The organism is Enterovibrio sp. QJM3NY_24, assembly GCF_057786035.1.
The window spans coordinates 182632-200700 of sequence record NZ_CM173520.1; the positions used below are offsets into that span (position 1 = coordinate 182632).

Consider the following 18069-nt stretch of genomic DNA (forward strand, 5'->3'; position numbering starts at 1 on the left):
AGTCGGTCTGTTTTTTTATTTCAACATAAAAGCACGACCGTACTAAAAATAAAGGGATGTGAAATGAGCAGCAAAATCTACTTCGGTAAAAATAAGCGATTTAGTTTCCGTCGCAGTGCGTTGAGTATCGCTTCTCGGCTTCATCATCGCATTGCCCCAAAGCATGCGTTGAAAACGGCTCGACGGATTTTCCTGACGCCAGCGAAAGGAAAAGAGAATAACGCGGCACCGACAAGTATGGTCATCAAAGCGGTTGATACGTCGGAAGGGAAAATGATGACTTACCAGTTGGGGAGTGGCCCTGTTTGGCTGTTGACTCATGGTTGGTCAGGGTCAGCAAACCAATTTTTTCCGTTAATGGAACACATTGCTCAGGCGGGTTATACGGCGCTGGCTTACGACCATCCTGGCCACGGTAAAAGTGAAGGAAAAGAGGGTAGTATCCCCGCGTTTCTTAACGCGCTAGACGGCATATTGACACATCAAGATGAGATTGAAGGTGTTATCGCGCACTCTATGGGCGGCGCGACCTTGCTTGAAAGTGACCATGTTTGCCTTCATGGCAAGCCCATCATTCTTGTTGCTCCTGTGCTGAAATATTGGGAAAACTTATTTGGTACCGTTGAAGCCTCGGGTTATTCAATGAAGCTGTTTCACGCAGTCGTTGAAGATGTGGGTAAGCGCTATAACAAGACGATTGAGAGTATCGATCCATTTGAAAAACTCGCCCAACGCCAATCTCCAATCACTATCGTTCACGACAGAGGGGACAAGTTCGCTCCGTTTTCGGTGTCAGAATTGGCGACGGAATTTTCGCATGTGTCGCTAGTGGCAACGGAAGGGTTAGGCCATGGGCGTGTGTTGAAAAGTGATCCATTAAAAGAAGCGTTTTTGCGCATCGCTGATAAAGCATAAAGGGCTATTGTGTTATGCTTTGGCTCGCTCTCATCTGTCTTTCTGTTTATTCGTCGATAAGGTAATCCTTTGAAAAAAATTGCTGTTTTTGTTGATGTGCAAAATGTGTATTACACAACCCGACAAGCATATGGTCGCCAGTTTAACTATCGTTTGTTGTGGAAAAACCTCGCTCACATGGGGGAAGTTGTCTCAGCAACGGCGTACGCCATTAACCGTGACGATGACCAGCAAATTAAGTTTCAAGATGCTCTGCGTCACATTGGCTTTGAGGTCAAACTTAAGCCGTTTATTCAGCGTAGTGATGGAAGCAGCAAAGGTGACTGGGATGTTGGGATTGCTATTGATGTGATGGAAGCTGCACCCAAAGTCGACATGGTGGTGTTGTTGTCTGGCGATGGTGACTTTGATGTTTTGATGGACAGAGTACGGGAAGGGTATGGTAAAGAGGCGGTGGTGTTTGGTGTACCGACTCTAACTGCCAATTCACTGGTAAACAGCGTTGACCGTTTTATTCCTATCGAAGACGATATGTTGCTGTAACTATTTCTAAAGATCGCGCTTGAGCAAGACGAGCTCTGGCGCGGGTTCTATACCAGATTCAAGCACAAAGCCTAATCGTCCTAACAGCGCCAAACTGCGAACATTGTGAGGGTGCGTAATGGCGACAATCTTTGAGAGCTTGAGGGTGTTTGTTGCCAATTCAATCATTGATTGCGCCGCTTCTGTCGCATAGCCTTTCCCTTCGTACTCAGGGAAGAATCCATACCCCAAGTCGATGTCATCTAATGAATCTCTTTTGATCAAGCCACAGATACCGATCGGTAGACCGCTTTTTTTTCTTCGACGGCAAACAACCCCATATGGGCATGCGTATACATAGGCATGAGTGATGCACGAAGATACACGGCTGCATCTATAACGCTTCCAATGTTCTTATCACCCACAAAACTTAGAAACCCTTCGGTATTGTAAAGGCGATGAATAAACGGTGCGTCTTTATCGTTTAGACGGCGCAGCGTTAAACGTTTGGTTTCGAGTATGAATTTTGATGATGGCATAACCGATTCATATTTAAAAAAGCGACTAAGGAATAGCAATTGAAATAGAACATCCTTGAAAAAACATACAAAGAAACGAGCCCTGCTTAGGGCTCTTGACAAGTTTCAGGCTAAAAAAGTTACTTACCTGCGATGTTCAATCGCGCAAAACGAATCAGTGGCGCAAAAAAACAACCGTCATAGTTTGGCATCACGGTGCTACCTACGGCTTCGACTTCTTTGATCATGGTGTAGAAGTTACCGGCCACGGTGATGCCACGAACCGGTTTCAGACGCTTACCATCTCGGCATAGGAAGCCGCTTGCTCCAAAGGAGAACTCACCGCTGATAGAATCTGCACCTGAATGGACACCTTGCAGTTCAACCAGCTCGAGATATTCACCCGCGGTGACTTCAGCTTCGCTGCTCGTGCCTGCTGAAATGACATCGTGACGTGATGACACACCCAGGGTACCTTTTGCGGAACGGCCTGCGTTAGCAGTGTGTGCAACGCCGAAATGTGCGGAAGTGGCTGAATTGTGCAATAAGCCAACCAATGTCCCATTTTCAATCAGCGGTGTGTCGGCAGTTGCGAAACCTTCGCCATCAAACGCTTTGATGGAAAAGCCCCCTGGCATGTATGCGACATCTTTGAATGTCAGCAAAGGACTCATCACTTGCTCGCCAACTTTATCTCGCCATGGGTTAGTGCCTCGTTTGGCGGACTCGCCTGAGAAACAGCTACCAAATGCGCCGAGTACATCGTTCAGGGAGTCTTGCTCGAAAATGACCGAGTATTGACCTGTTGCGATGGGCTCACCTTCCAGCAAGGCGTCTGCCATTTCATAGGCATCGTTGATGATTTTGTCAGGCGATAATCCATCAAAAGTACGCGCGATAGATGCCGCTACATGCATAGCTTGTTTGTCATTGTGATCGATCAAGGCAGCGGTATAGCAACTGAATGTGCGTTCTTGATGCGAGCAGCGCGTACCGAGTGTATTGCCAAGCAATACGGTGGCGCTGTTTTCGCTGTAACCGTTATAAGGGGCAGATTTCGCCAATGGTTTTTCACGAATACGGCTTTCTAACGACAACGCCAGCTCAATTTTTTGCTCGGGTGTGGCACTGTCTTGTTGGAATATTTCCGGGTACTCAGTACGCAAGATTAACCCTTCAGAACGAATTTTCTGGTACGGGTCTTTCTTGGTAAAGCAGGCATTGGTGAGTGCTTGATTCACCATCTGCGACAAATTTTCAGGCTCTAAGGACTCTGAATAACTAATGGCAATGTGTTCGTCTTTGATGACGCGAACACCAATCACCTGACTGGCTGTTACCTTGTACTCAGACAACTCACCCTGATCGGATTTTAAGCTAAAGCTTTCGCTGCTGGATGCAATAACATCCGCCTGTGCGCCCTGTTTTTTCGCCAGCTCTAAAACGTGCTCGACGGCCTGTTCTAACGTATTAGTCTCACTCATTAGCTACCGCCTCCCACTAAAATATTGTCTACTTTCAATGCAGGTTGACCTACAGTCGTTGGCACTGAACCACTGACTGAACCACACATGCCTGCTGCCAGCTCAAAGTCTTTGCCGACCATGCTGATCTCTTTCAGCACTTTTGGTCCGGTGCTGATCAGAGTGGCAGATTTAAGCGGCGTGGTGACTTTGCCGTTTTCAATCAGATAGGCTTCTTGAACGGCGAAGTTGAACTCGCCCGTGCCAGGTTGCACTGAACCACCGCCCATTTTCTTGGCGTAAATACCGCGTTCAATGCCGCCAATCATATCTTCAAGCTCGTCATTACCTGCCTCAATGTAGGTATTACGCATACGTGAAGTTGGCGCGTATTTGTAAGATTCACGACGACCAGAGCCTGTGCGGGCGAAGCCGGTTTTCAGGCTACCCATATGATCGACCATAAAGCTGGTGAGCTTACCGTCTGTGATCAATTGCGTGTGCTGGGTTTCCATGCCTTCATCATCGATGTTGATTGAACCCCATTCGTTTTTCATCAAGCCATCATCAACGGCATTCACGACAGGATTGGCAATTATTTCGCCCATTTTGTCGTGGAAGACGGAGGCTTTTTTCGCCACTGAGGTAGTTTCGAGCAAGTGACCACATGCCTCATGGAAAATCACACCGCCAAAACCATTACCGATAACAACGGGCATTTCACCGGAAGGACACGCCACCGCACCGAGTTTAATCAGCGCTTGCTTGGCTGCCATTTCGCCTAATGCTTCAGGATTAACTTGGCCATTAAACTCCCAGCCAGAGAGCATGCCAGGCGCTTCATAACCGGTAGATTGCTCGTTACCATGTGTTGCGACAACAGAAGACGCAATACGCGTGTAGTGGCGAGTATCTTGAATGTGTAAACCCGTCGAGTTGAAGATTTCGATTTGCTGCTCGCGCTGCATGATACGACTGATTACTTGGGAGATTTTATCGCTTTCTGCACGCGCTTTTTCATCGACACGCTTGAGGAATGCAATTTTCTCTTCAACGTGGTTGTTAGCAGAGAAGGGCATTGTCACGGGGTGACGGTCACTATTGACGGTCAGGTTTAATGCGCCAGCATTCACGATTTGGTCGCGTTTGTCTTTCGCGCATAGTAAAGAGGTAACTTGTTTGAGTTTTTCTTCATCTTGACTGTTGGTGTAGCCGTAAAGAACTTTGTGACCAAAGAACAGTCGAATACCGATCCCGAAATCAATGCCGGAGTTAACTTTATCAACATTACCGGACAGCACTTCTACACTACCCGAATGGTGTCGCTCAATGAACAATTCCGCAAAATCAGCGCCTAGAAATAGGGCATGATCAATCACTGCTTTGGCAGTGTTCGTATTTAGCATTTCTTCCTCCTGAAAAAAGAGTCAGCTTCTTATACCTTCAGAGTATCAGTTAGGTTCAAACGCACCAATCATCTTTCCCTTTTAGTGATATAGGAATAATCAATTAGTTAGCGTTTGTTTAAATATCAACCAGTAATCACAAACGCGAAAGCGAAAACTTGAATTTAATCCTCAATGAGTCAAGAAAAGCGCTTTGCTCTGTTAGCTGTCTTGATACACTTCCTGCTATGAGCGTCACGCTGTGCAAAATTGGATTTAAAAATGACTGTAAAACTGACGAAAAAAGTTCCGACAAACATCATCACAGGATTTCTTGGCGTGGGTAAAACCACCGCCATACTCTCTTTGCTTAAACAAAAGCCGGAAAATGAAAACTGGGCCGTGCTAGTGAATGAGTTTGGTGAAGTGGGGGTTGATGGTGCGTTTCTCAGCGAACAGGGCGCATTGGTAAAAGAAGTGCCGGGTGGTTGCATGTGCTGTGTGGCAGGGCTTCCGATGGCGATTGGTATCAATGCACTTCTGGCACAGAACCCTGATCGTCTTCTGATTGAGCCGACGGGACTGGGACACCCGAAAGACATTATCGGCAAGCTGTTGTCGGAACACTACGCCAATTATATTGAGCTCAATGCCACCATTACGTTGGTCGATCCCCGCAATTTCGCGGATGCACGTTACACTGAGAATCAGAACTTTCGCGATCAATTGGCCTTGGCTGATGTTGTTGTTGCGAACAAAACCGATTTATCTTCTGTGGATGACATCGCCGCGTTTGATGATTATGTCGCAAGCTCAGAGATCCCTAAGCAGGCATCAGGTTATGTAGAACAAGGGCAATTGAACCCCGATTGGCTTATGTTACTGCGCATTGACCGTGAGGCGCAGTTTGCTCATCATCATTCTCATGACGACGATGAGATGCCTGCATTCGAATTGGCGCCAGGTGAAAAATTTCGTCGCAAAGAGAACAAAGGCCAGGGGTATGTAAGCTGTGGTTGGGTATTCGAACCCAATACATTGTTCCCGTTCGACTCGCTTTATGGTCTCTTTGCCAATCTTAATGCGGAGCGCGTGAAAGCTGTGATGAACACCGACGATGGCATGTTTGCGTTTAACGTCGTTAACCAAATCGTGTCAGTCAGTCCGATCAGTTTAACGGGCGTGGAATCAAGGGCTGAGGTCATTGATAAAAAACCTTTGCCATGGGATGAGCTGGAAGAGATTCTTTTATCATTCGTGATGAAGTGACCTTATGCCCCGAGCAACTAGCCTGAGATGCCCGATGTGTTGTCGGGCTTCTCGATCCTTAAGGAGTGCAGATATTGTCACCAGAAGTATATGCAAAATTTGAACGCTATCCACCACACGTCAAAGATCAATTGATGCGTATTCGTTCACTGATCTTTGCGGTTGCCAAAACGCTTGATAAAAGTGTGGATGAAGGCCTCAAGTGGAGGGAGCCTAGCTATACGGTAAACGGCGGCACAGCGGTTAGGATTGATTGGAAGCCTCAGTCTTCGACGTCTCTGTTTCTCTTTGTGAACTGCAAAACTAAGTTGGTTGATACTTTCCGTGAAGTTCTGCCCGATGCGTTTGAATATCAAGGGAACCGCGCGTTAAAGTTTGATCTTAATGCAGACATACCCGAAGAAGCACTGCGACTTTGTATCAGTGTGGCTTTTACCTACCAGAAGCGAAAAACCCTACCTTTGTTAGATTTGTAATGTCATATTTTGCAACATACTTATTCATGCCTTAATTACTGTGCAATGATGCGTAAAAATCCGTCATAAATTTTGCTGTTCCCCATAAAAAATGAACAATAGCCAAACTAAAAATTATAACTGAGTGCAAATTGGGAGTAGACACATCGTTTCCAGTTGCAGCTCTGGCGGTTGTCTGGGAACACGCATGCTTACACGCTTAATCTATGCCTACGGAAGTACACTTTACATTCAAATATGGGAGGAACGTCTTCGAGTTTTAAACGCAAAGACAGGAAAGGTCTTTGACGAGCAGCCTCTAATTGCTTGGAAACCAACGGGTCCCGTGCAAAAACGTATCGTGGCGATAGGTAACGCCGCGCAAGCGCTAAAATATGATATTGATATAACAGTAAGTAACCCGTTTTCGCATCCGAGAAGCTTGATTGCAGATTACACTGCCGGTGAAACAATCATTCATCATGCAATTTCACAGGTGACTCCTCGTTCTTTTTTTTCTCCTAAAATTCAGGTGATCTTACATCCAATGGAAAAGATAGAAGGAGGCTTGACGGATATTGAGAAGAAAGCCCTACGCGATATGGCCTACGAAGCGGGCGCAAAAAATGCGTATGTTTACTGGGGGGATACTTTGCCTTCTCAGCACCTGCTAAACGCAGGGCTGAAAGAAAGCCATCTAGCCAATATTGAGCCGTAGCGTTAAACGTGGGTTATGCGGGAAGCATGTTATTTCTGGCTAATCCACGTTTTACATTGGTGCAGAGTTTTCCGAAGCGTCGAATCTCATCAAATTGCGGCGTCACGCCGCGAGACATTTCAGACTCCCAATAAGAAAGTTCGGAATCCACCAACTCCAACAGCTTTTTAGGGCAGCCGATACAGCTGTTATCGGGTCCGCAGACAAAAGTTTCGGGTTCGTAAAGTGGCAGTTCCATCTTCACTTGTTGGATAATGTTTTTCATTGCGTCCATGCGAGTCGGTTTCTTGTTCATCATAGAGACTCGCTCATTGCGGGAGCAGGATTTTATTCCTCTGCAATAAGCTTGTCGAGCTTTAGGTTTGAGACACGTAATTCCCTTGCTGATTAGATATCTTTGGTGCAAGTTAGAAGAAATAACCCGCAAAGGAATGACACATGCCTACAGTCACCTCACCTTATACTGGCCAATGTCTTTGTGGCCAAATCCGCTACGAAGTCGATCATATCGAGCCGAATATGGGTCACTGCCATTGCTCCATGTGCCGTAAATTTCACGGTGCCGCGTTCGCCACTTTTGGCGAGGCAAAAGCGGAAAGTTTCCGTTTCGTTGCGGGTCGCGATCTTTTGAAAGCTTATGTTGCGGATAACGGAACGAAACGCACATTTTGTTCTCATTGCGGTTCAAGCCTGCTATTTGAACCTGCCAACAGTGACGGCAGCTTGGTTGAGTTCACGCTTGGCACGTTAGATAGCGAGATACCCATTAAGCCTGACGCACATATTTTCACTAAATACGGCGCGCAGTGGCATGATATTACTGATGATTTACCGACATTTTCTGAGGGTAGGGAATTGGATAGCTCGCAGTAAGTGTTTTATAACGTACCGTCAGCATTGGGAAAAAGCCGAAGACAGCTATTAGACGGCTTTTTCCATCACGTAATTGGTGAAGACTTGGCCCTGCTTTTCAATCTGTTGAACTTTAACGACGTGAAAGCCCATACGTTTATAAAAAGGTTTGGCGGTGATACTGACGTGGGAAAAGTAACGGGAAAGTTCTGAATTTTTCTTGCCCTCCCTGAACAGGGTTTTCATCAACGTTTTTCCCACACTCTTACTTTGGAAGTCTGCATCAACAAAAAAATGGTCAATGTAGCCGTCTGACCGCAGGCCAGCATAGCCTGCTATCTTGTCATTGATGATGGCGACAAAAGGCTGTATTCGTTGCATGCGATCACACCAAGCAGCCTCATTGCACTCATCGGGTGCCCAAACTGCGACTTGCTCTGGCGTGTAATCACGGATGTTTATTTGCCTGATGGTCTTGTAAAAAAGCTGCCACAACATCATTTCTTCGCCAGCACGCATCTTACGAACAGTGATCATGGTTTTGTTGATCTTAGTTTTTGGACTTTGAAGTAAGTGAAGCTGAGTACAATGAATATCGCAATAAACACGGCGGAGTCTATAGCGACCTTGGTGATGCTAAATGGTTGAGTGAATACATCGTATGCAAATCCAAACTGCTTCAGTAAAAGATCGGACAAGCTACTCGAGGCAACGGCGAAGATAATAAGCCATACAGTGGGCAATCTCGGGGCGTTCATTGTGGTCTTCTTTGTTGTGTATCTTATCTAAACAATACAATAAGCTGCATAAAAAAGGGCAGCGTAAGCTGCCCTGAGTGATGGTGTTTGTGAGCTTACGCATAACTCGCGGTAAGTATTTGCCAGTTACGTTTCTGTTCAATGAAATCCCCTTTGAGGATTTGCAGCTGCTGAACCAAAATGGCTTTCTCATATTTTTTCAGAAGATTCTGTTTTCTCATGTCGATCAAGCGTTTCTTAGCTTCATAGTATTCGCTCATGCGAACGACCAACGCATCATATTCTTGCTCAATCGCTTGTAAGCGCTGTGAAGCATTCGGCGTCACGCTTAAGCGTGCTTGAATATTCTTAAGCAGCATAGTGGCGCGCGCTTTCTCGATACGATCTTGTGGTGTAATACGAAGCTTCGTGGTTAAATTTTAGCCAGCTACTCGCTTTGATTAACCATTTGGTTGGGTCGAACTGCCACCAATAAATACCGTTGCGATAATCGTTTTCAAAGATATGGTGGAAATTATGGTAACCCTCACCGAAAGTGAAAAATGCCAAAACACCATTGTCACGCGCGGTATTTTTTGCGGTGTAAGGTTGCTTACCCCAGATGTGCGCCAGAGAATTAATAAAGAAGGTGGTGTGGTGACTGGCGACAACGCGCACAAAACCAATCAGGATGATTGCACCCCAAATATCGCCATGAAGTACACCAAAAAGGATTGGGATACCGAAGTTTGTCGCCAGCAGTAAAGGAAGATAATACTTGTGCTGCCACATAACGACCTTGTCTTTTTGTAGGTCACGACAGTTGCTGTAATCCGAATAGCGGTGCTTTTGATATTCACGAAGCATCCAGCCGATGTGTGAATACCAGAATCCACGTTTTGCCGAATAAGGGTCAGTGTCGTTATCATCCACATGGCGATGGTGAACGCGGTGATCTGATGACCAATGAAGAATGCTATTTTGAAGCGCAAGTGCGCCGCCCAATGCAAAGATGCCCTTAAGGATAGGATGCGCTTGGTAGGTTTTATGTGACCAAAGACGGTGGTAGCCCGCGGTGATAGACATACCCGCGAACGTAAACATGGCAACAAACATAGCGATTTGTGCTAGATCGAAGCCGTAGAAATAAGCCCAGAGTGGCGTGCCAATGACCGCGACGGAAAAAGTGACCGTAAAGACCATAACATTGAGCCATATAACGGGAGGTTTTTGTGCTTGATTCGATTCCATTTTAAATACCGCAAAATTCCAGCGTACACATGTAAGCTAGAATAGGGCGAGCTTGTTAAAGGGTCAAGATGGTCATTAACAGTTTGTCGCAATTTTGTCGATTTAACCGCCTTTATTCTTTTGAAAGTAAAAAAAGAGTGAAACGTATTGAATACATTTCATCCTCCCATTGACGAAGTTGCTGGACGAACTAACGCAATACGATATTGCCGCGTTGATAATGCAGGCCGTTTTCTATGTCGTCACTGATCAGAAATGCACCGTCAAGATCAACCATAATGGCGGTGGCGGCAACGGGCAGTGCCGCTCGCATGGCAATCGAACTTCCTAGCATACAACCGACCATGATTTGCAGCCCCGCTGTGCGTGCCGCTTGTTCCAATTCGAATGCTGCCGTTAACCCGCCGGTTTTATCAAGTTTGATGTTCACCATTTGGTATTTGTCGACCAAAGCGATGACATCGTCGGCGGTGTGACAGCTTTCGTCTGCACAAAGCGGAATTGGGCTCGCAATGTTTCTCAAACCTTCATCGTTGTCAGCGGGGAGCGGCTGCTCCACCATGGCAATGTTGAGCGATGTGATTTGATTGAGAGTGGTGGCAATATCCAGTGATCCCCAAGCCTCGTTTGCATCAACAACCAATGTGGTATCTGGTGCGACGGCGCGAACGGCGGCCAAGCGCTCATACACCAAATCAGCATCCAATTTTACCTTAATCAGTGTTGCGCCTTGTTCGACATAACCCTTGGCTTCGTCAGCCATATCTTGTGGCGAACCAATTGAAACTGTCATGGCGGTTTGGATGGTTTTTGGCAAAGAGAAATTGTCGGGGAAATTGTCTGTTTCTAGGTCCCATAGTGCGCAATCCAACCCGTTTCGCGCCGCACCGGGTGGTAAAAACGACTTCAGTGAGGTGCGGTCAAATAGCGTGTTGTTGACCGACTCAATTTCAGCGAGCACGCTGTCAAAACTCTCCCCGTAGCGGCCTGTTGGTGAGCATTCTCCCACCCCCACTTTTCCGTTCTTTTCGATGCTCACTTGTATGACCTCGGCGGTCGTTCGGCTGCCTCGAGAAATCGTAAATGGACGCTTCAAGGTGTAAGTGACTATATTGGCTGAAATCTTCATCGCGTTACTCCTCAAATACGTGAATTAGATTATCGACAATATTGTCTACACCAAAACGCACGGGATCGGTGGCGGGTAATCCGTATTGGTTAGAGAGGGAGTCTAAATAACGCTTAGCTTCGTCTTCGCTCAGTGCTGAAGTATTAATCGCCAAACCCACAAAACGAGGATTCGGATTAGTGAGCTTTGCTAATCGAACGGCGAGCTCCATGATGTCGGCAATGTTTGGAATAGGCATGTGTGGCAAATGACGAATAGTGTCGCGATTCGCCTCATGACACAGAACAAGTGCATCAGGTTGTGCGCCATGGAGTAGCCCCATTGTGACACCGGAAAATGCCGGATTAAGCAGTGAACCTTGACCTTCGACTAGCTGCCATTGGTTTGGCTCACAGTCAGGTGATAACGCCTCCGTCGCGCCTGCGATAAAATCTGAAACGACTGCATCAACGGCAATTCCGTTTCCTTCAATCAAAATACCGGTTTGGCCAGTGGCGCAGAAGGTGGCGGATAGTCCGCGTGCTTTCATGGTTTTTTCTAGCGCGAGCGTGGTGAACATTTTGCCGACAGAACAGTCCGTGCCCACCGTCAATAGGCGCTTACCTGAACGCTTGATGCCAGTGCCTACTGGGAGCGTTTCGTTCGAATGGCGAAGGTCAAACAAAGCGGTACCTGATTTTTCTGCCGCTTCGGCAATGGCAGGGGTATCAGCCAACCTCTGGTGTAATCCGGAAGCCACATTCATGCCTGCATTTAGCGCTTCTACAATATACGGAACAAAATGGGGTGCGAGTACGCCACCCGCATTAGCCATACCCAAGACTAAGGTTTTTGCCCCATCCTTCGCCGCAGTTTGAATGTCGATGTCAGGTAAGTTCAGTGACGGAACATCGTCGTTCAAACGCAACTGTCCCATGCATTTTTCGGGACGCCAGTAGTGAATGCCTCGTGCGGTTTTAATGGCGAGTGGGTCTTTGCTTTCGCCCAACATGAGCAGGTAGGGGAATGGAATGTTCATAGATCTCCTTGTCATATTTGACGATTAGAATGTTTCATTTTCGCTTTATCTTCACTATAGAAGCCAACGCGGACGGTGATAAATGCCGTTTATGTTTCGCTGATGCCAAACCGTTATCAAAATGCGATAAAACTGTGATGAGTGTAGGGTTAAGTGCCGGAATTAAGTTTCAGATACCGATATACTCGTGCTTTCTAACTTGCTGAGTATTTCCTCAAATGAGGTTGAAAGTTTCGGATGAACATTGAAAGTAAATGGTTGGAAGACTTTCTCGCCTTGGCGGAAACCCGCAATTTTTCGGGTGCCGCTGGTCTTCGAAATATCACCCAGCCTGCGTTTAGTCGGCGTATCCGAATGTTAGAGCAATCTGTTGGTGCTGAGCTTGTTGATCGAAGCCAAACGCCCGTCGCGCTAACCGCCAGTGGGCGCATATTTCGTGTGACCGCTCGCACATTGGTCAATCAAATGGTTGAAGGGATCAGCCATATCTCTGCCCTGAATTACTCTGATGGCAGCGTCGTTCGTATTGCCTCAGCTCACTCGTTGGCGCTGAATCTTACGCAATCCATTCAAGCGCAATTTTCGGATGAATCTCGTCCCATGCTGAGTGTGGATGCCATGAATGTCGACGAAGCAGTCGATGCATTGCGAGAAGGTGAATGTGATGTGCTGTTAGCCTTCGACAATGAACATCTTAAGTTAGCGCCCTATGAGCACATCAAAGTCGGTACAGCGGATCTATTGCCCGTTTGCGCGGCGGATAATAAGGGGCAGCCAATTTATCATTTCGAACACGACAATGTTCCTTGGCTTGCTTTTACACCCACCTCATACATGGGGCGTCAGACAGAAACTGTTCGCCATGAAGTGAGTTTGAAACCTGTCTTTTTGTCGTCCATGGTGGATATGCTCAAGCTTCAAGCCTTGAATGGATTGGGTGTGGCGTGGCTGCCTGATTTTGCGATAAGAACAGAGCTGTCCCAGGGGCGTTTGGTGGTGATGAAAAACAAAGCGTTGAACCGACGGGTTTCTTATTATGCTTATCGCTACCAATCTCGGCTTCATCCTTCAGGTGAAAAAATCTGGGCGGCATTGAAAAAAATAGCAACCGATAACTCGTTCAACTAGATAAGGAAATCGGTTGAAGGGATGAGAATCGCGATTTATGTGATCGCTGACCTGCTATATTTCTTGAACGCGCTGCCGATAAAAGAATAAATGGCTCCCGCCTACTGCGTCGGTGAGGAGTTCAAGGCTATTGTTTGTTGACGCTGGGGGTGTCATGCCGTTTAAAGAACCTATCCCGAATTTCGTCAAAGCCATGGGGCATCGCGTTGTCAGCTACATTCTGAATATTTCAGAAGCGGAAGCTAGGCATGCCCTACAGCATCAAGGAAAACTCTCTGCAAAGCAGGAAGACACAGTCACTTCTTATGTGCAGCTTTGTCGTCAAATGCGTGCTGTCGCCGTATCGCAGGGGGACATCGAACAGTCATTTTTCCATCGGCTTCCCCATGTGTTGCAAAATGGGCAACACATCTTTTCTGTATGGCGTCGGCAAAATGGCGGTGTCACGCCGTCTTTTAACAACAGTGATCCGCTAGCGCGAAGTTTAGCGACCGTCGCCGCGGAGCTTTATCCCTTGTTTCTGGTTAAAGCCGGTGCGCGTCCGCATTTGTTTTATCGTGCTTCTGGCTATTTGAGCGCCGCAATTTCCCATCTGCCAGGCAATAAAACCCTATATCGTCATTTCATTGAAGACCGCTCATTTGAGCGGGTGTTTGAAGTGATCGGCAATGAGCCGAGTGAAACCTTTGGTCACTACGTGGATTCGAAAGGAAAACGAGGGGTGATCACGTTGTCATCGTTGCCTGCCGCGCTTTTGATCAATAGCTACGATCTGATGCGCGTTCGTGGGCCTGTCAGTGCCGAAATGTTCGTCAATACCGTCCTAGAAATGCTAGAAATCGCACGCAGCGTAGCAGATGGTGAAGTCGCGCAGATCCCTCTGTTTGTTGGATTTCGCAATGCGGCATTGGTTGATTTCGATGAACTCGAAACCAAATGGGGCACCTTGCGCCGTTACACTCCGTCCATTGCTGAATATGTCTTGCAACTGCCTAGTCAAATGGCAAAACGCAAAGACAGTGGTTTCATGCTCGAATCGGGCTATGCCTATGCCATCAACAGTGGTGACTTGCTGGATGACGACGATTGGCCGAGCGAGGTGTTGCAAGCAGAAAGCGATAAGGTTTCCACTGAACTCAATATCACGCTTTGCATGGCCATGTGCTTTTTGAGTGATTCACCGCCCTTTGTGGCGCCGGAATGGGCATGGCATATCGATCCATTCTCTCTGGAAGGCGCAAAGGGTGCAGTTGATACCGTCAAAGAGGCGGATGAACCCGTGAGTATTACTAATGGTGTTTTGGACGAGCTAGAGAACTGGAGTTTGCTGCTTGAAGACACCGATTCAACAGGTATTCGCCTTGCGTTTACGCGATTGTTCAGCGCTGCACGTCAACCTGATCGTCTTGATGGGTTATTGGATTCAATATTGGCACTTCGCAACATCTTTGGTGCAGGGAAAGACGCCGATGATGTTCCTCAAGCGGTAGGCGAATTGATCAGCGGCAATGCTAACGAAGCCATGGAGTTGGCAGAAAGCCTGTCTGATGATTGGAACAATATCTTAAGTGGCGAAGCTTGGTGGGATAGCGAAGAAATTCGTGAGAAGACCATGTCGTGTATTTCACTGTGTTTGACCAGCCTGCACCATCTGTATCTTAAATGGCCGACTATGGTTAGCGATCCCGATCGCCTTCAACGCATTATTGCGACGAACGGCAAACCGATTGCCTGTTAGTTCAGGTTCGTGAAGGTTATACATCACACATTTTGATCACATAACGGGCTGCTTTTTCAAGGGCCTGTGTTCTAATACTCTGCAATGTGTTTTGGGAATCATAAGAAATAGCAGGAGCTAGCGTGGGCGCAAAAATCAATCAAATTAATGTTTACCCAGTTAAATCAGCAGGTGGGCTTTCCTTATCGAATGCATGGGTTGAAAGTATCGGTTTGAGCTTCGACCGTCGTTTCATGGTCGCTGACAGTACGGGCAAATTTGTTACTGGGCGGACTGACCCTAAAATGACGGAAGTGTCTGTGTCGCTTCAGGCGAATGGCATTACGTTGAACCACCCTACGCTGTCACCTTTGGTACTTAAATACGCTCAATTCTCGCTTCAAGAAATTCACACCAACGTTTGGAAAGATGAATTCTGCGCCTATTCAACGACGTCGACGGCCAATGCATGGTTTAGTCATTTGTTGGGAGGCCATAAACAACTTTTGTTTACGGGTGAAGAGTCTTCACCGCGTTTTGCATCGAAAGCGCAAACCAAGGTTAGCTTTGCCGACGGTTTCCCGTTATTGGTGATTTCACAAGCGTCACTTGATGCCCTTAATGCACGAACACCTGATATGCACACCATGGATCAGTTTCGCACCAATTTGGTCGCAACAGGATGTGACGCTTTTGAAGAAGACACATGGGCCAAGGTGCGCATTGGCTCGGTGGTATTCCGGGTTGATTGTCCATGCAGCCGTTGCGTCTTCACTACGTTAGATTTAGATACAGGGCGTTTCCGTGTGAATGGGGAACCTATCAACACCTTAAGCCAATTTCGCACTGATAAAAGCGGCAATGTGAATTTCGGCATGAATCTGATTGCGCTAAATGAAGGTGAAATCAAAGCGGGTGATCAGATAGAAGTGTTGGAGTATCGCGACGCTGAAGTTTACGAAGATAAGACAACGCCGAAACTCACTTTGCAATGTAAAGACATCGAGCATGTTGCGCAGGATTTTAAAACCTTCTGGTTCGACAGTACAGAAGGCCAGTTGCCCGCTTACAAAGCCGGTCAGCATCTTCCTATTGAGTTGGATATTGATGGCAAGCGCGTACAGCGTCGCTACACGTTGTCGTCATCACCGACACGGCCAGAGCGCTTGGCGATTTCTGTTAAGCGTGTCGAGGGTGGTGAGGTTTCAAACTGGCTGCACGATAACGTAAAGACAGGCGCAGTGATCAAGGCGCAAACGCCTGACGGTCAGTTCCATCTTAGCGATGATGCAGCAAAGCGTCGCTCTTTGTTATTGCTATCGGGTGGCAGTGGCGTGACGCCTATGATGTCCATGCTGCGAACGCTGTTCGATCATAACGACATTGATGATGTGATCTTCTTCCACCAGTGTCGCTCCGAAGCCGATATACCATTTTCGGATGAACTTGATGCCATGGCAGCCAAGCACAAAGGCTTGAAAGTCATGACACTGCTTAGTCGCCCTTCTGACAGTTGGAAGGGACTCTCTGGACGATTGAGCCAAGAACATTTAGCACTGATCCCTGCGCTGATAGGACGCGAAGTATTTGTGTGTGGCCCGCAAGGGTTTATGGATTCTGCAATGACATTGCTCAGTTTACTGGGTGTGCCAGAATCACAGCGTTATCAGGAATTCTTCACCCCTCCGACAGTTGGCGATGATTTACCTGCCATGGAAGTCTCAATCACTATCGAAGGCGAATACATTCGTGGCGACAATCAACGACCTATTCTGGTTCAGGCCGAAGAAGTTGGCGTTCAAGTGGACTATAGTTGTCGCGCAGGTGTGTGTGGCTGTTGCAAGATGCGTTTAGTGGAAGGAGAGGTTTCTCAACCCGATATGCCCGCTCTATTTCCGGGAGAAAAAGAGGATGGCTTGGTCTTAGCGTGTTGCTGTGTACCTAAAGGTGATGTGGTATTGAGTAAACTCTAGCCAACCAGCCGTAAATTAACGCTTTTTTTCTTTCAGCTAACATTAAAAGCTGCCTCATGAGGTATCATGGCGCAGCTTTTTTTGGGGCTTATTTTGGGAATAGATTATGACAAGCGCGAATAAAAAAGGCGCACTACTTTTTGCTGGCGGTTTAGTGTTGGGCGGCCTTGTTGCTGGTAATCACTGGTCTTCAATCAGTAATGTGGCACAAGAACTACTTGAGGGCGTAAACACGCAATTAACGCAATCTCAAAGCGAGTTGATTCAAGCACAACAAACCATTGTTCAGCTAGAAGAAGCGATGGTCGCGCGCACATCAGATGCTGCAACGACCGAGGGTCTGATTGAACAGAAAGATGTGGAAATTGATCAACTAAAAGCGCAGCTTGTGCAATTGACGCACCAGGCAAAACAGATGGACGAAATGAAAGCGACACTTGATATCAAGGTTGCTGATCAAGTTGATTCCATCAGTAAGCTAAGGGCAAGGCTTCAAAACACCGATGTGCTTTACGCGGAGCGCTATAGATTGGCGCAAGCGGTGAGTGATTTAAACGAAAGGATCTTTAAAGCCAGCCACAAAGCGGAATCCAGCCAGCAAGCCTGTGAAGAATTTAAAAAGGGCAACTCTTGGAATTGGGTGTCAGAAAAAGATTGTGACAACTTCAATACCTATAACCAGAAAGCCGAAGAATTAATGGCCGAATTTGAAGATCAAAGCGCAAGCCTTGATAAGGTGAATCGAGAGCTATCTGCGTTCGGAAATCTGCCAGTCCCGCAAGATCAATTAGCGATACCGCAAGAACCAAAAACTACTCCCAAAGAAAACATCGCACAAGAACAAAGCCAGCAATAATAGGGTTAGATAAGACTTCACGATATTGCACTGCGATACGTGGAGCTTTTGACTGTTACGGACAGTGTGATTGAGTGATTTTTTGTCTTGAGGCGAAAAAACAACCAAGTGACGCTATGCTTATTGAAGTAATGTCATAAACCTAAGACAAAGCCTTTACAAT

At 46.9% G+C, this 18069-nt stretch carries 18 protein-coding genes and 1 pseudogene; 10 read left to right on the forward strand and 9 right to left on the reverse strand.

Annotated elements, in window-relative coordinates:
* Positions 1 to 63 precede the first annotated feature (63 nt).
* Positions 64 to 915: an alpha/beta hydrolase gene (locus AC3CIC_RS17140; RefSeq protein WP_488516475.1), complete on the forward strand. Its 852-nt coding sequence runs from the start codon at positions 64 to 66 to the stop codon at positions 913 to 915.
* 69 nt (positions 916 to 984) lie between these two features.
* Positions 985 to 1458 carry an NYN domain-containing protein gene (locus AC3CIC_RS17145; RefSeq protein ID WP_016958565.1) on the forward strand — a complete coding sequence of 158 codons (474 nt, stop codon included), beginning with the start codon at positions 985 to 987 and terminating at the stop codon, positions 1456 to 1458.
* A gap of 6 nt (positions 1459 to 1464) precedes the next feature.
* On the opposite strand, the gene AC3CIC_RS17150 is transcribed toward AC3CIC_RS17145, so the two are convergent.
* From AC3CIC_RS17150 to AC3CIC_RS17165, 4 genes are all read right to left on the reverse strand, one after another.
* Positions 1465 to 1722 carry a GNAT family N-acetyltransferase gene (locus tag AC3CIC_RS17150; protein WP_488516476.1) on the reverse strand — a complete coding sequence of 86 codons (258 nt, stop codon included), beginning with the start codon at positions 1720 to 1722 and terminating at the stop codon, positions 1465 to 1467.
* Positions 1719 to 1976, reverse strand: coding sequence for a GNAT family N-acetyltransferase (locus AC3CIC_RS17155; protein ID WP_488516477.1), 258 nt, complete (start codon positions 1974 to 1976; stop codon positions 1719 to 1721). The genes AC3CIC_RS17150 and AC3CIC_RS17155 overlap by 4 nt, the downstream gene beginning before the upstream one ends.
* A gap of 119 nt (positions 1977 to 2095) precedes the next feature.
* Positions 2096 to 3439, reverse strand: a complete 1344-nt coding sequence (locus tag AC3CIC_RS17160) for a TldD/PmbA family protein (protein ID WP_488516478.1) — start codon at positions 3437 to 3439, stop codon at positions 2096 to 2098.
* The gene (locus tag AC3CIC_RS17165; protein ID WP_488516479.1) at positions 3439 to 4824 is read right to left on the reverse strand and encodes a TldD/PmbA family protein; all 1386 of its coding nucleotides are present in this window, start codon (positions 4822 to 4824) and stop codon (positions 3439 to 3441) included. The genes AC3CIC_RS17160 and AC3CIC_RS17165 overlap by 1 nt, the downstream gene beginning before the upstream one ends.
* Before the next feature lie 261 nt (positions 4825 to 5085).
* Between AC3CIC_RS17165 and AC3CIC_RS17170 the strand changes: the two genes are divergently transcribed.
* The 3 genes from AC3CIC_RS17170 to AC3CIC_RS17180 all read left to right on the forward strand — a co-directional run bounded on the left by AC3CIC_RS17170 (position 5086) and on the right by AC3CIC_RS17180 (position 7245).
* Positions 5086 to 6072: a CobW family GTP-binding protein gene (locus AC3CIC_RS17170; protein WP_488516480.1), complete on the forward strand. Its 987-nt coding sequence runs from the start codon at positions 5086 to 5088 to the stop codon at positions 6070 to 6072.
* Between the two features lie 65 nt (positions 6073 to 6137).
* Complete coding sequence (locus AC3CIC_RS17175) at positions 6138 to 6548, forward strand: DUF1801 domain-containing protein (RefSeq protein ID WP_488516481.1); 411 nt, start codon at positions 6138 to 6140, stop codon at positions 6546 to 6548.
* A 187-nt stretch (positions 6549 to 6735) separates the two neighbouring features.
* The gene (locus AC3CIC_RS17180; protein ID WP_488516482.1) at positions 6736 to 7245 is read left to right on the forward strand and encodes a rod shape-determining protein; all 510 of its coding nucleotides are present in this window, start codon (positions 6736 to 6738) and stop codon (positions 7243 to 7245) included.
* Between the two features lie 13 nt (positions 7246 to 7258).
* Here the strand turns inward: AC3CIC_RS17180 and AC3CIC_RS17185 are convergent, their stop codons facing one another.
* Entirely contained in the window at positions 7259 to 7540 is a 282-nt protein-coding gene (locus AC3CIC_RS17185; RefSeq protein ID WP_026023870.1) for a hypothetical protein, read from the reverse strand.
* A 143-nt stretch (positions 7541 to 7683) separates the two neighbouring features.
* Here AC3CIC_RS17185 and AC3CIC_RS17190 point away from each other — a divergent pair, with 143 nt between their 5' ends.
* On the forward strand, positions 7684 to 8118 hold the full coding sequence (locus AC3CIC_RS17190) for a GFA family protein (RefSeq protein ID WP_488516483.1): 435 nt from the start codon (positions 7684 to 7686) through the stop codon (positions 8116 to 8118).
* 48 nt (positions 8119 to 8166) lie between these two features.
* Here the strand turns inward: AC3CIC_RS17190 and AC3CIC_RS17195 are convergent, their stop codons facing one another.
* From AC3CIC_RS17195 to dgcN, 4 genes and pseudogenes are all read right to left on the reverse strand, one after another.
* Positions 8167 to 8634, reverse strand: coding sequence for a GNAT family N-acetyltransferase (locus AC3CIC_RS17195; RefSeq protein WP_488516484.1), 468 nt, complete (start codon positions 8632 to 8634; stop codon positions 8167 to 8169).
* A 316-nt stretch (positions 8635 to 8950) separates the two neighbouring features.
* Positions 8951 to 10085, reverse strand: a pseudogene (locus AC3CIC_RS17200) (acyl-CoA desaturase).
* 190 nt (positions 10086 to 10275) lie between these two features.
* Positions 10276 to 11214: an L-Ala-D/L-Glu epimerase gene (gene ycjG, locus AC3CIC_RS17205; RefSeq protein WP_488516485.1), complete on the reverse strand. Its 939-nt coding sequence runs from the start codon at positions 11212 to 11214 to the stop codon at positions 10276 to 10278.
* Between the two features lie 4 nt (positions 11215 to 11218).
* Positions 11219 to 12232: an N-acetyltransferase DgcN gene (gene dgcN, locus AC3CIC_RS17210; RefSeq protein WP_016958578.1), complete on the reverse strand. Its 1014-nt coding sequence runs from the start codon at positions 12230 to 12232 to the stop codon at positions 11219 to 11221.
* A gap of 237 nt (positions 12233 to 12469) precedes the next feature.
* On the opposite strand from dgcN, the gene AC3CIC_RS17215 reads away from it, so the two are divergent.
* From AC3CIC_RS17215 to AC3CIC_RS17230, 4 genes are all read left to right on the forward strand, one after another.
* Positions 12470 to 13360, forward strand: a complete 891-nt coding sequence (locus AC3CIC_RS17215; protein ID WP_017003423.1) for a LysR substrate-binding domain-containing protein — start codon at positions 12470 to 12472, stop codon at positions 13358 to 13360.
* Between the two features lie 154 nt (positions 13361 to 13514).
* The gene (locus tag AC3CIC_RS17220) at positions 13515 to 15098 is read left to right on the forward strand and encodes a hypothetical protein (protein WP_488516486.1); all 1584 of its coding nucleotides are present in this window, start codon (positions 13515 to 13517) and stop codon (positions 15096 to 15098) included.
* 122 nt (positions 15099 to 15220) lie between these two features.
* Complete coding sequence (locus AC3CIC_RS17225) at positions 15221 to 17050, forward strand: MOSC N-terminal beta barrel domain-containing protein (RefSeq protein WP_488516487.1); 1830 nt, start codon at positions 15221 to 15223, stop codon at positions 17048 to 17050.
* A 106-nt stretch (positions 17051 to 17156) separates the two neighbouring features.
* Complete coding sequence (locus AC3CIC_RS17230) at positions 17157 to 17906, forward strand: hypothetical protein (RefSeq protein WP_488516488.1); 750 nt, start codon at positions 17157 to 17159, stop codon at positions 17904 to 17906.
* Positions 17907 to 18069 lie beyond the last annotated feature (163 nt).

Coding starts and splice junctions, on each gene's coding strand:
- AC3CIC_RS17140 (WP_488516475.1), top strand. CDS start 64: ATGAGCAGCAAAATCTACTTCGGTAAAAATAAGCGATTTAGTTTCCGT.
- AC3CIC_RS17155 (WP_488516477.1), bottom strand. CDS start 1,976: ATGCCATCATCAAAATTCATACTCGAAACCAAACGTTTAACGCTGCGC.
- AC3CIC_RS17160 (WP_488516478.1), bottom strand. CDS start 3,439: ATGAGTGAGACTAATACGTTAGAACAGGCCGTCGAGCACGTTTTAGAG.
- AC3CIC_RS17165 (WP_488516479.1), bottom strand. CDS start 4,824: ATGCTAAATACGAACACTGCCAAAGCAGTGATTGATCATGCCCTATTT.
- AC3CIC_RS17170 (WP_488516480.1), top strand. CDS start 5,086: ATGACTGTAAAACTGACGAAAAAAGTTCCGACAAACATCATCACAGGA.
- AC3CIC_RS17180 (WP_488516482.1), top strand. CDS start 6,736: ATGCTTACACGCTTAATCTATGCCTACGGAAGTACACTTTACATTCAA.
- AC3CIC_RS17185 (WP_026023870.1), bottom strand. CDS start 7,540: ATGAACAAGAAACCGACTCGCATGGACGCAATGAAAAACATTATCCAA.
- AC3CIC_RS17190 (WP_488516483.1), top strand. CDS start 7,684: ATGCCTACAGTCACCTCACCTTATACTGGCCAATGTCTTTGTGGCCAA.
- AC3CIC_RS17195 (WP_488516484.1), bottom strand. CDS start 8,634: ATGATCACTGTTCGTAAGATGCGTGCTGGCGAAGAAATGATGTTGTGG.
- ycjG (WP_488516485.1), bottom strand. CDS start 11,214: ATGAAGATTTCAGCCAATATAGTCACTTACACCTTGAAGCGTCCATTT.
- dgcN (WP_016958578.1), bottom strand. CDS start 12,232: ATGAACATTCCATTCCCCTACCTGCTCATGTTGGGCGAAAGCAAAGAC.
- AC3CIC_RS17215 (WP_017003423.1), top strand. CDS start 12,470: ATGAACATTGAAAGTAAATGGTTGGAAGACTTTCTCGCCTTGGCGGAA.
- AC3CIC_RS17220 (WP_488516486.1), top strand. CDS start 13,515: ATGCCGTTTAAAGAACCTATCCCGAATTTCGTCAAAGCCATGGGGCAT.
- AC3CIC_RS17230 (WP_488516488.1), top strand. CDS start 17,157: ATGACAAGCGCGAATAAAAAAGGCGCACTACTTTTTGCTGGCGGTTTA.